Origin of the sequence: Streptomyces flaveolus (assembly GCF_000716535.1) — a bacterium.
Taxonomy (GTDB): domain Bacteria; phylum Actinomycetota; class Actinomycetes; order Streptomycetales; family Streptomycetaceae; genus Streptomyces; species Streptomyces flaveolus_A.
The window spans coordinates 161,984-176,478 of sequence record NZ_JNWV01000006.1 but is presented as its reverse complement, the minus strand read 5'-3'; the positions used below and the strand labels follow the sequence as shown (position 1 = coordinate 176,478).

Here is a 14,495-nt window from a genome sequence, read left to right as displayed (position 1 = left end):
CGTTCGCGTACGACAGAGGCCCGCGCCCCCTTCTCCGGGGCGCGGGCCTCTGTCCTGCCGGACGTGCTCAGTCCTTCTTGGCCGCCTTCTTCTCCTCGCTGTCCGCGATGACCGCCTCCGCGACCTGCTGCATCGACATGCGGCGGTCCATCGACGTCTTCTGGATCCAGCGGAACGCGGCCGGCTCGGTCAGCCCGTACTCGGTCTGCAGGATCGACTTCGCGCGGTCGACCAGCTTGCGCGTCTCCAGCCGCTGGGTGAGGTCGGCGACCTCCTGCTCCAGCTGCTTCAGCTCGGTGAACCGGGAGACGGCCATCTCGATCGCCGGGACGACGTCGCTCTTGCTGAACGGCTTGACCAGGTAGGCCATGGCACCGGCGTCCCGGGCACGCTCGACGAGGTCGCGCTGCGAGAAGGCGGTGAGCATCAGGACCGGCGCGATGGACTCCTGGGCGATCTTCTCGGCCGCGGAGATGCCGTCCAGCTTGGGCATCTTCACGTCCAGGATGACCAGGTCCGGCTTGTGCTCGCGGGCCAGCTCGACGGCCTGCTCACCGTCCCCGGCCTCGCCGACGACGGTGTACCCCTCCTCCTCCAGCATCTCTTTCAGGTCGAGCCGGATCAGGGCCTCGTCCTCGGCGATGACGACACGGGTCGTCAGCGGAGGCACGTGCGACTTGTCGTCGTCGGGCACGTCTGCGGGCTGGGGCGACTCGGGGGCGGTCACTGAGGCTCCTTGGTACGGGGCAGGCCGGTACTGCTGACAAGAGCCTACCTAGCTACGGTATGGTGGACTGGCAGCGGGTCGGCATTAATCTTCGATTCGCAGGAGCTCCGGTAGTCCAATCGGTAGAGACGATACCCTCAAAAGGTATTCAGTGTGGGTTCGAGTCCCACCCGGGGCACTTTTCCTTCGATTCCAAGGTCGGCAAGGCAAGCGGAGGATCGCGTTCGCGTGATCTTCCGCTTTTTGCTGCATGTCGCCGTGATCACTCTCGCATGGTGTCCACATGTACGACATCAGCACACGCAAGCGAGCGCTGGCGCTGGTAGCGCAAGGGCGAAGCCTCAGCTCCGTCAGCAGGGAGACGGGGATATCCCGATACGCGATCCGCTCCTGGCAGACCTGCATCGAGCCCGTCGAACGCGTGAGCAAGCCCTGCCCCCGCTGCCAGGAGATTCCCGGTCCGCCCGAGGACGCGGCCGCCTACGCCTACCTTCTCGGCCTCTACCTCGGCGACGGCTGCATCAACGCTCACCGCAGAGGCGTCTACATCATGCGCGTGGTGCTGGACAATGCCTGGCCAGGCATCATCGACGCGTGCGAGGCGGCACTCCGCGCCGTGCGCCCGGACAACAGCGTCTTCCGTGTGCAGAAACAAGGCTGTGCGGCGGTCACCAGCACCAGCAAGCACTGGCCCTGCCTCTTCCCCCAGCACGGCCCCGGTAAGAAGCACGAGCGTCCGATCGTTCTGGAACCCTGGCAGCAAGCCATCGTCGACGCCCACCCCTGGGATTTCATCCGGGGACTCATCCACTCCGACGGCTGCCGCATCACCAACTGGACGACCCGGATGGTCGGTGGTGAGCGCAAGCGGTACGAGTATCCGCGCTACTTCTTCACCAACAAGTCGGACGACATCCGGGGCCTGTACACGGACACCCTCGACAAACTCGGCGTCGAATGGACGCACTGCACCCGCGACGGGAACCCGTACAACATCTCCGTCGCCAAGAAGGCCTCCGTCGCCCTCATGGACACCCACGTCGGCCCCAAGCACTGAAAAGGGCCCCGAAAGGGGCCCGGCCCGTCACTTCGGGCTGTCGTCCTCGCCGATGTGGTGGACGCGGACCATGTTGGTGGAGCCGGAGACGCCGGGCGGGGAGCCGGCCGTGATCACCACGACGTCGCCCTTCTGGCAGCGGCCGTACTTCAGGAGCAGTTCGTCCACCTGGTCGACCATGGCGTCGGTGGAGTCCACGTGCGGGCCGAGGAAGGTCTCCGCGCCCCAGGTGAGGCTGAGCTGGGAGCGGGTGGCCGGTTCGGGGGTGAAGGCCAGGAGGGGGATCGGGGAGCGGTAGCGGGAGAGCCGGCGGGCGGTGTCGCCCGACTGCGTGAACGCGACGAGGAACTTCGCGCCGAGGAAGTCGCCCATCTCGGCGGCGGCCCGGGCGACCGCGCCGCCCTGGGTGCGCGGCTTGTTCCGCTCGGTGAGCGGCGGCAGGCCCGCCGCCAGCATGTCCTCCTCGGCCGCCTCGACGATCTTCGCCATGGTGCGTACGGTCTCGACGGGGTATTTGCCGACGCTGGTCTCGCCGGAGAGCATGACCGCGTCGGTGCCGTCGAGGACCGCGTTGGCGACGTCGGAGGCCTCGGCGCGGGTGGGCCGGGAGTTCTCGATCATCGAGTCGAGCATCTGGGTGGCGACGATCACCGGTTTGGCGTTGCGTTTGGCGAGTTTGATGGCGCGCTTCTGGACGATCGGCACCTGTTCCAGCGGCATCTCCACGCCCAGGTCGCCGCGTGCGACCATCAGGCCGTCGAAGGCGGCCACGATGCCGTCGAGGTCGGTGACGGCCTGCGGTTTCTCGATCTTGGCGATCACGGGGAGGCGGCGTCCTTCGTCGGCCATGATCCGGTGTACGTCCACGACGTCGTCGCCGCTGCGGACGAAGGAGAGGGCGATGACGTCGAAGCCGGTGCGCAGAGCCCAGCGCAGGTCGTCCTCGTCCTTCTTGGAGAGGGCGGGGACGGAGACGGCCACCCCGGGGAGGTTCAGGCCCTTGTGGTCGGAGATGACCCCGCCTTCGACCACCCGGGTGTGTACGCGGGGGCCGTCGACGTCGGTGACCTCCAGGCAGACCCTGCCGTCGTCCACGAGGATGCGCTCGCCGGGGGTGACGTCGGTGGCGAGGCCGGCGTGGGTGGTGCCGCACCGGTGGCGGTCGCCGTCGACGCCCTCCTCCACGGTGATGGTGAAGGTGTCGTCGCGTTCAAGGAGTACGGGTCCTTCGGCGAAGCGGCCGAGGCGGATCTTCGGACCCTGAAGGTCGGCGAGGATTCCGACACTGCGGCCGGTCTCGTCGGCGGCCTTTCGCACGCGCTGGTACCGCTCCTCGTGCTCGGCGTGGGTGCCGTGGCTGAGGTTGAACCGGGCGACGTCCATTCCGGCCTGGACCAGTGCCTTGATCTGGTCGTACGAGTCGGTGGCGGGCCCCAATGTACAAACGATCTTTGCTCGGCGCATGAGTCGAGCCTATGGCTTACCGGCGGGTAGAGAATTGGCGCCGTATGTCCAGTCAACGGACTTTCGGCAAAGGGTTATTGACAAGTGTTGAATTGTGCGGTGGTCCGCTCCTATGAGCGATGGTCACCAGATCGCAACCTTCTGGACCTGTTGCGGCAAGTCATGCTCAGGTCAGAATCTACGCGCGTTGTTGTACTCGCGCGCTGTTGTGCCACCGCCAAGGAGACCGAGAGATGCCGTTGAACCGCCGGAAGTTCCTGAAGAAGTCCGCCGCCACCGGAGCGGGAGTGGCGATCGCCGGCGCGGCGGCGGCTCCGGCGGCCGAGGCGGCGGAGGCCGGGAAGCCCGGGCACCCCGTGAAGCGGTACTCCCTGACCGTCATGGGCACCACCGACCTGCACGGGCACGTCTTCAACTGGGACTACTTCAAGGACGCCGAGTACGCCGACAAGGCGGGCAACGCGATGGGCCTGGCCCGGATCTCCACCCTGGTCGAGCAGGTGCGCGAGGAGAAGGGCCGCTGCAACACCCTGCTGCTGGACGCCGGTGACACCATCCAGGGCACCCCGCTCACGTACTACTACGCCAAGGTCGACCCGATCACCGCCAAGGGCGGCCCGGTGCACCCGATGGCGCAGGCGATGAACGCGATCGGGTACGACGCGGCGGCCCTCGGCAACCACGAGTTCAACTACGGCATCGAGACGCTGCGGAAGTTCGAGGACCAGCTCGACTTCCCGCTGCTCGGCGCCAACGCGGTGGACGCCAAAACGCTGAAGCCCGCCTTCCCGCCGTACTTCATGAAGACCTTCCACGTGCCGGGCGCCAAGCCGGTCAGGGTCGCGGTCCTCGGTCTGACCAACCCGGGCATCGCGATCTGGGACAAGGCCTACGTGCAGGGCAAGCTGAGCTTCCCGGGTCTGGAGGAGCAGGCCGCCAAGTGGGTGCCGAAGCTGAGGTCGATGGGTGCGGACGTGGTCGTCGTCTCGGCGCACTCGGGCACCTCCGGCACGTCGTCGTACGGCGACCAGGTGCCGTACGTGGAGAACGCGGCGGCCAACGTGGCCAGGCAGGTGCCGGGCATCGACGCGATCCTGGTCGGTCACGCGCACGTGGAGATCCCGGAGCTGAAGGTCGTCAACGAGAAGACCGGCAAGACGGTCGTCCTGTCGGAGCCGCTGTGCTTCGCCGAGCGGCTCACCGTCTTCGACATCGAGCTGGTGTTCGGCAAGGGCCGCTGGGAGGTCGAGTCGGTCTCCGCCTCGCTGCGCAACTCCAACGCCGTCGCCGACGACCCGAAGATCACCAAGCTGCTCGCCGACGAGCACGAGAAGGTCGTCGCGTACGTCAACCAGGTCGTGGGCCGGGCGACCGAGACCCTGACGACGGTCGAGGCCCGTTACAAGGACGCCCCGATCATCGATCTGATCACCAAGGTCCAGGAGGACGTGGTCAAGGCCGCGCTCGCGGGCACCGCGTACGCCTCGCTGCCGGTGATCGCGCAGGCGTCGCCGTTCTCCCGGACCTCCGAGATTCCGGCCGGCGACGTGACCATCCGGGACCTGTCGAGCCTGTACGTGTACGACAACACGCTGGTCGCCAAGCTGCTGACGGGCGCCCAGGTCCGCGCTTACCTGGAGTACTCGGCGGAGTACTACGTCCAGACGGCCGCCGACGCCGCGGTGGACGTGGAGAAGCTGACCAACGCCGGTGGCCGTCCGGACTACAACTACGACTACGTCTCGGGTCTGTCGTACGACATTGACATCGCCCAGCCGGCCGGGTCGCGGATCAAGAACCTGACCTTCAACGGGGCCGCGCTGGACGACGCGCAGCAGTTCGTGCTCGCCGTGAACAACTACCGGGCCAACGGCGGCGGTGCCTTCCCGCACGTCGCCACCGCCAAGGAGCTGTGGTCGGAGTCGACGGAGATCCGCACCCGGATCGCGGAGTGGGTGACCGCGAAGGGTGTCCTGGACCCGAAGGACTTCGCGTCGGTGGACTGGAAGCTGGTCCGCGACGGCAAGCCGGTGTTCTAGAGCCGCGGGGCTCCGGGGGTTTCCTGGACGGCGTTCACCTTCCTTCGACCAGCGGGACGAGTCGCTGGGGCTGCCTGCCCTGCGGTACCCGGGCAGCGGGCTCGTCGAGGCCGAAGGAGGTGAAGGCCGTGCGGGAGGGGAGCGGGTACGGCTCCTTCCCGGTGAGGGAGTTGAGGATGGTGGCGCTGCGCCAGGCGGCGAGGCCGAGGTCGGGGGCGCCGACGCCGTGGGTGTGGAGCTCTGCGTTCTGGACGTAGACCGAGCCGGTGACCGAGGGGTCCAGTACGAGGCGGAACTCGTCGTCGACGCGTGGGCGTTCGCTGCTGTCGCGGCGGATGTAGGGGTCGAGTCCGGCGAGGATGCGGTCGAGGGGGCGTTCGCGGTAGCCGGTGGCGAGGACGACGGCGTCGGTGGTGAGCCGGGAGCGGCTGTCCTGCTGGAGGTGCTCCAGGTGCAGCTCGATCTTGCTGGTGGCGATGCGGCCGGCGGTGCGGACGCGGACGCCGGGGGTGAGGACGGTGTCGGGCCAGCCGCCGTGCAGGGTGCGCCGGTACAGCTCGTCGTGGATGGCGGCGAGGGTGCCGGCGTCGATGCCCTTGTGGAGCTGCCACTGGGCGGCGACCAGCCGGTCGCGGACGGGCTCGGCGAGGGCGTGGAAGTAGCGCGTGTAGTCGGGTGTGAAGTGTTCCAGGCCGAGCTTGGAGTACTCCATGGGCGCGAACGCCTCGGTACGGCCGATCCAGTGCAGCTTCTCCTGGCCGGCCGGGCGGTGCCGGAGCAGGTCCAGGAAGACCTCGGCGCCGGACTGTCCGGAGCCGACGACGGTGACGTGCCCGGCGGCGAGGATGCTGTCGCGGTGGTCGAGGTAGTCGGCGGCGTGGACGACGGGCACGCCGGGCGCGTCCACCAGGGGCCTGAGGGGGTCGGGCACGTAGGGGGCGGTGCCGATGCCGAGGACGACGTTGCGGGCGTAGGTACGGCCGAGGGCCTCGGCCTCGCCGTCGGCGTCGAGCTGGGTGAAGTCGACCTCGAAGACGTCCCGTTCCAAGTTCCAGCGGACCCCGTCGACCTGGTGGCGGAAGCGCAGCCCGGGTAGTTGTCCGGCGACCCAGCGGCCGTAAGCGTCGTACTCGGCGCGTCGGATGTGGAAGTGCTCGGCGAAGTAGAAGGGGAAGAGCCGCTCGCGGGTCTTGAGGTAGTTGAGGAAGCTCCAGGGGCTGGTGGGGTCGGCGAGGGTCACCAGGTCGGCGAGGAAGGGCACTTGGACGGTGGCGCCGTCGATGAGCAGGCCGGGGTGCCAGTCGAAGTCGGGGCGCTGTTCGTAGAAGACGGCGTCGAGTTCGGCGAGCGGCTGGGCGAGCGCGGCGAGGGAGAGGTTGCAGGGGCCGATGCCGATGCCGACCAGGTCGCGAGGGGAGGCGGGCTCTTGGCGTGGGGGGTGGGTCATCCGGGGAAGCTTCTTTCGGCGAGTTCGACGAGTTTGAGCAGGTGGGCCAGGTCGTCCGGCCGGGTGTGGGGGTTGAGGACGGTGGCCTTGAGCCAGAGCCGGCCGTCGAGTCGGGCGCGGCCGAGGACGGCCCGGCCCTCGTGCAGCAGCCGTCGGCGTACGGTGGCCACGGTGTCGTCGTCGGCCTCGGCGGGCCGGAACAGGACGGTGCTGATGACGGGTCGGTCGTACAGCTCGAAGCCGGGGTGCTCGCGGATCAGCGTGGCGAGCTCGCGGGCTCGGGCGCAGACCTGGTCGACCAGGGCGCCGAGCCCGCCGCGGCCCAGTGCCTTCAGGGTGACGGCGATCTTGAGGATGTCGGGGCGGCGGCTGGTGCGCGGGGAGCGGCCGAGCAGGTCGGGGAGTCCGGCCTCGGTGTCGTCGTCGGCGTTCAGGTAGTCGGCGCGCTGCTGGAGTGCGGTGAGTTCGTGGGGGCGGGCGACGGCGAGGAGTCCGGCGGCGACCGGTTGCCAGCCGAGTTTGTGCAGGTCGAGGGTGACGGTGTGGGCGGCTTCGAGTCCGGCGAGTTTGTCGCGGTGCCGGTCGCTGAACAGGAGGCCGCCGCCGTAGGCCGCGTCGATGTGCAGCCGGGCGCCGTGGGCGGTGCACAGGCCGGCGATCTCGGGCAGTGGGTCGATGAGGCCGGCGTCGGTGGTGCCGGCGGTGGCGGCGACGAGCGGGGGGCCGGGCAGCGCGGTGAGGGTCTCGTGGAGGGCGGCCGGGTCGAGGGTGCCGTTGGGTGTCGGGATGACGACCGGGTCGGGCAGGCCGAGCAGCCAGGCGGCGCGGGGCAGTGAGTGGTGGGCGTTGGCGCCGCACACGAGGCGGACGCCGTCGTGTGCCTCGCGGGCGAGCAGCAGGGCGAGCTGGTTGGACTCGGTGCCGCCGGTGGTGACGAGGGCGTCGGCGAGCCCGGCCGTGCGGGCGAGGGTGCGGGTGACGGCGGCTTCCAGGGCGGAGGCGGCCGGGGCCTGGTCCCAGGAGTCCAGGGAGGGGTTGAGGGCGCTGGCGGCGAGGTCGGCGGCGGTGGCCACGGCGAGCGGAGGGCAGTGCAAGTGGGCCGCGCACAGCGGGTCGGCGGGGTCGGCGGCGCCCGCGGCGAGGGCGTGCACGAGGGCGCGCAGGGCGTCCGGGTCGCCGGTGTCGGGCAGGACGTCCCCGAGGGCGTCGGCGACGCGTGCGGCGACGGCGTCCGGTCCGCCGGCGGGCAGCGGTCCGCCGCGTTCGTCTCGGCCGGCCGCGAGGGCGTCGAGCACGGTGTCGAGGAGGGGCCGCAGGGCGTCGGGGCCGGCGGGGCCGGAGGCGAGGGGCGGCAGGCTCATGGGCTCTCCTGCGCTCATGGGCCCTCCTCCGGGCAGGGGAACGTCCGGCGGGCATCCAGGGCCCGGGGCTTCCGGCGTGTGGGTGGAGTTCCAGCTTGTACCGGAAGAGGGCCCTGTGTCCCGGAAGCCGGGCGAACGGAACCCGAAAGTGTGTACTGCCGTACCCCTTGGAGGCGTTGGCGCAGCCGGGCTCCTGGCGTGGCGAGCTTCTCCGCACGGGGCCGCCTCGGCCGGGCGGTCGGCCGGGCGGTCGGCCGGGCGTTCTCCGCGAGCGTCAGCTTCCCGCCGAGCGTTTCGCTGATCGCCGTGGTGCGCGCCGGCGAACAGGGCTGCGGGGTCGTCGGGGTGGGACCGCACGACCTTGGTGGGGAGACGGTCGGCGAGGGCTCGCCGGTCTGGCGATCACGGCGCCTTTCGTGGGCTTCGTCGGTCCCTGGCCGTCCGGGCCCGGGAACGGCGGGCGGTCCCCCGTGTCACCGGCAGGGACCGGCCGCGTCCCGCGTCGTCGGACCCACGCCGACCTGTTCCGGCCTGCTCTCCTCTACTCCGCCCGCTCCTCGCCGCGCGCCTTCAGGGCGCGGGACAGGTCGTCCAGCCGGTCGGCGAGGGTGCGGCGCAGGGCCGGGGTGATGTCGGCGTCGCGCAGGCAGGCCTCGCCGAGGCGCAGGTTCTCGGCGTCGACGGCGTGGGCGGGGAAGCACCAGCGGCCGGCGGCGACGGCGATGGCGGGGCCGCGGCGGGCGGCGACGGCGACCGCGTCCGCGTAGAAGCGCGGCACGTACTCCCGTACCAGCTCGGCCTGTTCGGGCTGCCAGAAGCCCTGGGCGGTGGCCGTGAAGAGGTAGTTGGACAGGTCGTCGCCGGCGAACATCGCCTCCCAGGCGGCGCGCTTGGCCTCCGGGTCGGGCAGGGCGGCGCGGCAGCGGGCGGCGCCCTCCTGTCCGGTGGCGCTCGGGTCGCGCGCCAGCTCGGCGGCGATGGCGTCCTCGTCGGTGGCGCCGAGCACGGCGAGCCGGGCGAGGATGCGCCAGCGCAGTTCGGGGTCGAGTTCCGGTCCGCCGGGCACCGTGCCGTCGGCGAGCCAGGCGGCGACGGTCTCCGGGTGGGCGGCGACGTCGATCAGGTGCCGTACGGCGATCAGCCGCAGGCCGGGGTGGTCGCCGTCCTCGGTGCGTCGCAGCAGGTCGCGGCAGAGCGAGGTGAGGGTGGCCAGGGCGGCCGGGCGCTCCTCCGGCGTCAGGTACTGGTCGGCGAGCTGGCCGGCGGCGAAGGCGAGGACGCCCTCGGCGACGGCCAGGTCGGTCTCGCGGGGCAGGTGGGCGCGGGCCGTCTCCAGGTAGGCGGTGGGCGCGAGTTCGCCGTCGCGGACGGCGTCCCTGAGGGCGTTCCAGACGACCGCGCGGGTGAGCGGGTCGGGGAGGCCGGACAGGCTGGTGCGGAGCGTCTCGAAGGAGGCGGTGTCGAAGCGGATCTTGGCGTAGGTGAGGTCGCCGTCGTTGAGGAGGACCAGTGCGGGGCGCTTGCCGATGGGCTGCGGCGCGGTCTGCGGGACGTCGAGGTCGATGCGCTCGCGCAGCAGCAGCCGGCCCTCCTCGGCGACGTCGTGGTCGTACAGGCCGGCGCTGAGGCGGTGCGGGCGGCTGCCCGCGCGGTCGGCGGTCAGCGCGCAGGTGCCGCCGGCGGCGGCGATCTGCGGGGTGAGCTTGTCGACGCCGGTGGTGCGCAGCCAGCTGTCGGCCCAGGCGTGCACGTCGCGGTCGGTGGCGGAGGCGAGGGAGTCGATGAAGTCGGCGAGGGTGGCGTTGCCGAACTTGTGCCGCGCGAAGTGGGCGTTGATGCCGGCGAGGAAGTCCTTCTCGCCGAGCCAGACGGCGAGCTGGCGCAGTGCGGAGGCGCCCTTGGCGTAGGAGATGCCGTCGAAGTTGAGCAGGGCGGAGGCGGTGTCGTCGACGTTCTCGGGGGCGACCGGGTGGGTGGTGGGCCGCTGGTCGGCGTCGTAGCCCCAGGACTTGCGGGTGACGGCGAACTCGGTCCAGGGGTCGGTGAAGCGGGTGGCCTCGGCGGTGGTCTGGTAGCCCATGTACTCGGCGAAGGACTCGTTCAGCCAGATGTCGTCCCACCACTTGAGGGTGACGAGGTCGCCGAACCACATGTGGGCCATCTCGTGGGCGATGACCATGGCGCGGGTCTGCCGCTCGGTGTCGGTGACGGCGGAGCGGTAGACGAAGTCGTCGCGGAAGGTGACCAGGCCCGGGTTCTCCATGGCGCCCGCGTTGAACTCGGGGACGAAGGCCTGGTCGTAGGAGTCGAAGGGGTAGGGCTCCTCGAACTTCTCGTGGTAGCGGTCGAAGCACGCGCGCGTGACGTCGAGGATCTCGTCGGCGTCGGTGTCGAGGTGGGGTGCGAGGGAGCGGCGGCAGTGGATGCCGAAGGGCAGTCCGCGGTGCTCGGTGCGCACCGAGTGCCAGGGGCCGGCGGCGACGGCGACGAGGTAGGTGGAGACCGGCGGGGTGGGCGTGGCCTGCCAGAGGCCGTCGCCGCGGTGCTCGGTGACGCCGTTGGCGAGGACGCTCCAGCCCTCGGGGGCCTTGACCGAGACCTCGAAGACGGCCTTCAGGTCGGGCTGGTCGAAGGCGGCGAAGACGCGCTGGACGTCGTCCAGGAACATCTGCGTGTAGACGTACGTCTCGCCGTCGCTGGGATCGGTGAAGCGGTGCATGCCCTCGCCGGTGCGGGAGTAGCGCATGACCGCGTCGACGCGCAGCTCGTGCTCGCCGGCGGTGAGGTTCTTCAGCGGCAGCCGGTCCTCGCACAGGGACTCCGGGTCGAGCGGCTGTCCGTCGAGCGTGACACTGCGCAGCTCGGCGGGCTTCAGCTCGACGAACGTGTCCCCGTCGGACCGCGCCGTGAACCGGATGGCGGTACGGGAGTCGAAGGTCTCGTCACCGGTGGTGAGGTCCAGTTCGACCGTGTACCGGTGGACGTCGAGGAACTGTGCTCGGAGCTGCGCTTCGTCGCGCGTGAGTACGGACATGCAGGACATGCTGCCTGATGCGGCCTACAGCGCACAGGGGCGGATCGGTACACGGCTTTTGTCCGCTGCGCGCCCCCGTGCTCGCTCGGCCGGCCGAACCCCTGCGGGCCCCCGGTCAGGGCCCTGCTCAGTCCTCGTGCGCCGGCTGTCCGTTGTGGGTGTCCTCGGCGATGCTTTCGTGGTGCCGGATCACCTCGGCGATGATGAAGTTCAGGAACTTCTCGGCGAACGCCGGGTCGAGCTTGGCGTTCTCGGCGAGGCTGCGCAGCCGTTCGATCTGCCGGGCCTCGCGGGCGGGGTCGGCGGGCGGCAGCTGGTGCAGCGCCTTGAGCCGGCCGACCTGCTGGGTGCACTTGAAGCGCTCGGCGAGCATGTGGACGACGGCCGCGTCGATGTTGTCGATGCTGTCGCGCAGCCGCTCCAGTTCCTGGCGGACCTGGGGGTCGTCGGCACCGGTCCCGGTGTTGCTGGTGGTCATGGGGGCTCACCCTATGCGTTTCTCGGGCTAGGCCCTACGGGGTGTCCGGGGAGTGGATCATCGGCGGATCGCCGGGGTCGGGGACGCGGTCGCTCCAGCCGCCGGGGACGGTACGGCCCTGCTGGGCGCGGAACCGGACGGGGGCGAGGCCCACGCGCCGGGTGAACAGCCGGGAGAAGTAGGCGGGGTCGTCGTAGCCGACGCGGCGGGCGACGCCCGCGACGGGCAGCTCGGTCGTGGCGAGGAGTTCCTTGGCCCGGCCGAGCCGGATGCCGAGCAGGTAGTCCTTCGGGGTGCGCCCGGCCGCCCGGCGGACCGCGTCGCGCAGTTCGGCGGGGGTCATCCCGTGCCGGGCGGCGTGGTCGGCGACGCTCATCGGCGTGCAGGCGTCGCGGGCCAGGGCCGCCAGCACCTGGTCGCCGTCGGGGGCGAGGTCGGCGCGGGCGCGGCGCAGCGCGACGAGGAGTTCGTGGACGGCGGCGCCGGTCTCCACCTCCAGCAGGGGGTTGCCGCGGCGGGCGGCCCGGGCGACGCGGGCGATGACCGCGCGGGGTCCGGTGGCGTCGGAGAGCGGGACGACGGGGCGGTCGGGTTCGATGTAGCCGAGGTCGCGGTAGGCGGTCGTGGCGGGTCCGGTGAAGTCGACGAAGCCCTCGTCCCAGCCGGTGTCCGGGTCGGGCGCGTAGTGGTGGGGCACGCCGGGGGTGAGCCACAGCAGCGCGGGCGCGGTGACGGTCGTACGGCGGCCGTCGGTGCCGCGGTACCAGCCGCCGCCGGCGCTGATCACCACGGCGACGTGGTGGTCGAGGGTGCGCGGGCCGACCGTGGGCAGCGCGCCGTGCTGGAGGCCGACGCCGAGGCAGGCCAGGCCGAGGCGGTGGTGGGCGGGGCCGGGGCTGAAGAACCGCATCCAGGTCTGGTACATCGCTCCTCCCGGCGTGCCGCGCGGCGCGTCCCTGTCCGAGTGGCGCCGGTCCTCCTTTTGTCCAAGCAGTGGCGATCTTCGTCCATGGTGCCGGTCGCCGGTAGGGGGTGAGGCTGAGGGCCGATGGACGAGATCAGGGTGGGGGACGGCGCATGAGCGGGTTCGCGGTCGGGGAGTCGGAGTTCCTGCTGGACGGGCGGCCGGTGCGGCTGCTGTCCGGGGCGCTGCACTACTTCCGGGTGCACGAGGGCCAGTGGGGGCACCGGCTGGCGATGCTGCGGGCGATGGGCCTGAACTGCGTGGAGACCTACGTCCCGTGGAACCTGCACGAGCCGCGTCCGGGCACCTTCCGGGACGTGCGGGCGGTCGGCCGGTTCCTGGACGCGGTCCGCGAGGCGGGCCTGTGGGCGATCGTGCGGCCGGGGCCCTACATCTGCGCCGAGTGGGAGAACGGCGGGCTGCCGGCGTGGCTGACGGGCGAGCCGGGCACGCGCGCGCGTACGCGTGACGAGCGGTACACGGCCCACGTCCGGAACTGGTTCCACCGGCTGCTGCCCGAGATCGTGCCCCGCCAGATCGGCCGCGGCGGCCCGGTGATCATGGTCCAGGTGGAGAACGAGTACGGCAGCTACGGCAGTGACACCGGCCATCTGGAGGAGCTGGCCGGCCTGCTGCGCGCCGAGGGCATCGGCGTTCCGCTGTTCACCTCGGACGGCCCCGAGGACCACATGCTGACCGGGGGTTCGCTGCCCGGGGTGCTCGCCACGGTGAACTTCGGCTCCCACGCGCGCGAGGCCTTCGGGACGCTGCGCCGCCACCGCCCCGGGGGCCCGCTGATGTGCATGGAGTTCTGGTGCGGCTGGTTCGACCACTGGGCCGGCGGGCACGCCGTACGGGATCCGGCCGAGGCCGCCGAGGCGCTGCGGGAGATCCTGGAGTGCGGGGCTTCGGTGAACCTGTACATGGCGCACGGCGGCACGAGCTTCGGGGGCTGGGCGGGCGCCAACCGGGGCGGCGGCGAGTCGCACGAGGGTCCGCTGGAGCCGGATGTGACCTCGTACGACTACGACGCGCCGGTGGACGAGTACGGCCGCCCCACGGAGAAGTTCTGGCGCTTCCGCGAGGTGCTGGCCGCCTACCGGACCGGCCCGCTGCCCGACCCGCCCGCGCGGCCTGCCGCGCTGGCTGCCCCGGCCGAGGCGGCGCTCACCGGCTGGGCACCCCTGGCCGACGTCCTGGAGGCGCTGGGCGGTCCGGAGACGGCCGGTTCCGTGCCGCCCACGTTCGAGGAGCTGGGGATCACCCGGGGCCTCGTGCGCTACACGGTGGACGTGCCCGGCCCCCGGCAGCCGTACCCGCTGTCCGTGCGCGGGCTGCGGGATCTGGCGGTGGTGTACGTCGACGGGGAGCGGGCCGGGGTGCTCACGGAGGAGGAGCCGCGGCTGAGGGAGCCGGTCGCGGGCCCCGCGCGCGTGGAGCTGTGGGTGGAGTCGCTGGGGCGGGTGAACTACGGGCCCCGGCTCGGCGAGGCGAAGGGCGTCACCGGCGGGATCCTGCACGAGCGGCAGTATCTGCACGGGGTACGCGCGCGTGGGCTGGATCTGGACGCGTTCGCCGACGGGGTGGGCACGGTGCCCTTCGGCGCGGTGCCCGGGGAGGGGGCGCCGGGGCTGTACCGGGGCACGGTCACGGTCCGCGGGGCCGGGGACGCCCGGCTGGAGCTGCCGGGCCGGACGCGCGGCTTCGTCTGGGTCAACGGTTTCAACCTGGGGCGTTACTGGGCTGTGGGCCCGCAGCGGTCGCTGTACGTGCCGGGGCCGGTGCTGCGGGAGGGCGAGAACGAGGTCTGGCTGCTGGAACTGGAGGGGGGCGCACCGGACGGGCCGACGCTACGGCTGCTGCCCGTATGACGCCGACGCCCACGGGGCCTTCCTGCCTGGCGCTCGGGTGCCGGCCGTCCAAC

The 14,495-nt window shown here is 71.5% G+C and carries 10 protein-coding genes and 1 tRNA gene; 4 read left to right on the top strand and 7 right to left on the bottom strand.

The window, feature by feature from the left end:
• Positions 1–67: 67 nt before the first annotated feature.
• A complete protein-coding gene (locus tag OO52_RS07375; protein WP_030642193.1) occupies positions 68–727 on the bottom strand; it encodes an ANTAR domain-containing response regulator in 660 nt (219 codons plus the stop codon).
• A gap of 104 nt (positions 728–831) precedes the next feature.
• On the opposite strand from OO52_RS07375, the gene OO52_RS07370 reads away from it, so the two are divergent.
• Positions 832–905: transfer RNA gene (locus OO52_RS07370), tRNA-Leu, on the top strand.
• Positions 906–1,010: 105 nt separating this feature from the next.
• On the top strand, positions 1,011–1,784 hold the full coding sequence (locus OO52_RS07365) for a helix-turn-helix domain-containing protein (RefSeq protein WP_030642191.1): 774 nt from the start codon (positions 1,011–1,013) through the stop codon (positions 1,782–1,784).
• Positions 1,785–1,811: 27 nt separating this feature from the next.
• On the opposite strand, the gene pyk is transcribed toward OO52_RS07365, so the two are convergent.
• Entirely contained in the window at positions 1,812–3,248 is a 1,437-nt protein-coding gene (gene pyk, locus OO52_RS07360) for a pyruvate kinase (RefSeq protein ID WP_030642188.1), read from the bottom strand.
• A 233-nt stretch (positions 3,249–3,481) separates the two neighbouring features.
• Between pyk and OO52_RS07355 the strand changes: the two genes are divergently transcribed.
• On the top strand, positions 3,482–5,287 hold the full coding sequence (locus tag OO52_RS07355; RefSeq protein ID WP_030642186.1) for a bifunctional metallophosphatase/5'-nucleotidase: 1,806 nt from the start codon (positions 3,482–3,484) through the stop codon (positions 5,285–5,287).
• Positions 5,288–5,321: 34 nt separating this feature from the next.
• On the opposite strand, the gene OO52_RS07350 is transcribed toward OO52_RS07355, so the two are convergent.
• The 5 genes from OO52_RS07350 to OO52_RS07330 all read right to left on the bottom strand — a co-directional run bounded on the left by OO52_RS07350 (position 5,322) and on the right by OO52_RS07330 (position 12,532).
• Positions 5,322–6,734, bottom strand: a complete 1,413-nt coding sequence (locus OO52_RS07350; RefSeq protein WP_030642185.1) for a lysine N(6)-hydroxylase/L-ornithine N(5)-oxygenase family protein — start codon at positions 6,732–6,734, stop codon at positions 5,322–5,324.
• Complete coding sequence (locus tag OO52_RS07345; RefSeq protein WP_030642183.1) at positions 6,731–8,095, bottom strand: pyridoxal phosphate-dependent decarboxylase family protein; 1,365 nt, start codon at positions 8,093–8,095, stop codon at positions 6,731–6,733. The genes OO52_RS07350 and OO52_RS07345 overlap by 4 nt, the downstream gene beginning before the upstream one ends.
• Positions 8,096–8,636: 541 nt before the next feature.
• Positions 8,637–11,129: an aminopeptidase N gene (gene pepN, locus OO52_RS07340; protein WP_030642180.1), complete on the bottom strand. Its 2,493-nt coding sequence runs from the start codon at positions 11,127–11,129 to the stop codon at positions 8,637–8,639.
• Positions 11,130–11,256: 127 nt separating this feature from the next.
• Positions 11,257–11,607: a chorismate mutase gene (locus OO52_RS07335; protein WP_030642178.1), complete on the bottom strand. Its 351-nt coding sequence runs from the start codon at positions 11,605–11,607 to the stop codon at positions 11,257–11,259.
• A gap of 34 nt (positions 11,608–11,641) precedes the next feature.
• Positions 11,642–12,532 (bottom strand): helix-turn-helix domain-containing protein, encoded by an 891-nt coding sequence (locus OO52_RS07330; RefSeq protein ID WP_030642176.1) that lies wholly within the window; start codon positions 12,530–12,532, stop codon positions 11,642–11,644.
• Between the two features lie 152 nt (positions 12,533–12,684).
• Between OO52_RS07330 and OO52_RS07325 the strand changes: the two genes are divergently transcribed.
• Entirely contained in the window at positions 12,685–14,442 is a 1,758-nt protein-coding gene (locus OO52_RS07325; RefSeq protein ID WP_030642174.1) for a glycoside hydrolase family 35 protein, read from the top strand.
• Positions 14,443–14,495: the final 53 nt, after the last annotated feature.

Bases quoted from the DNA above. Each gene is read 5' to 3' on its own strand.
- OO52_RS07365 (WP_030642191.1), top strand. From the start codon at position 1,011: ATGTACGACATCAGCACACGCAAGCGAGCGCTGGCGCTGGTAGCGCAA.
- pyk (WP_030642188.1), bottom strand. From the start codon at position 3,248: ATGCGCCGAGCAAAGATCGTTTGTACATTGGGGCCCGCCACCGACTCG.
- OO52_RS07355 (WP_030642186.1), top strand. From the start codon at position 3,482: ATGCCGTTGAACCGCCGGAAGTTCCTGAAGAAGTCCGCCGCCACCGGA.
- OO52_RS07350 (WP_030642185.1), bottom strand. From the start codon at position 6,734: ATGACCCACCCCCCACGCCAAGAGCCCGCCTCCCCTCGCGACCTGGTC.
- OO52_RS07345 (WP_030642183.1), bottom strand. From the start codon at position 8,095: ATGAGCCTGCCGCCCCTCGCCTCCGGCCCCGCCGGCCCCGACGCCCTG.
- pepN (WP_030642180.1), bottom strand. From the start codon at position 11,129: ATGTCCGTACTCACGCGCGACGAAGCGCAGCTCCGAGCACAGTTCCTC.
- OO52_RS07335 (WP_030642178.1), bottom strand. From the start codon at position 11,607: ATGACCACCAGCAACACCGGGACCGGTGCCGACGACCCCCAGGTCCGC.
- OO52_RS07330 (WP_030642176.1), bottom strand. From the start codon at position 12,532: ATGTACCAGACCTGGATGCGGTTCTTCAGCCCCGGCCCCGCCCACCAC.
- OO52_RS07325 (WP_030642174.1), top strand. From the start codon at position 12,685: ATGAGCGGGTTCGCGGTCGGGGAGTCGGAGTTCCTGCTGGACGGGCGG.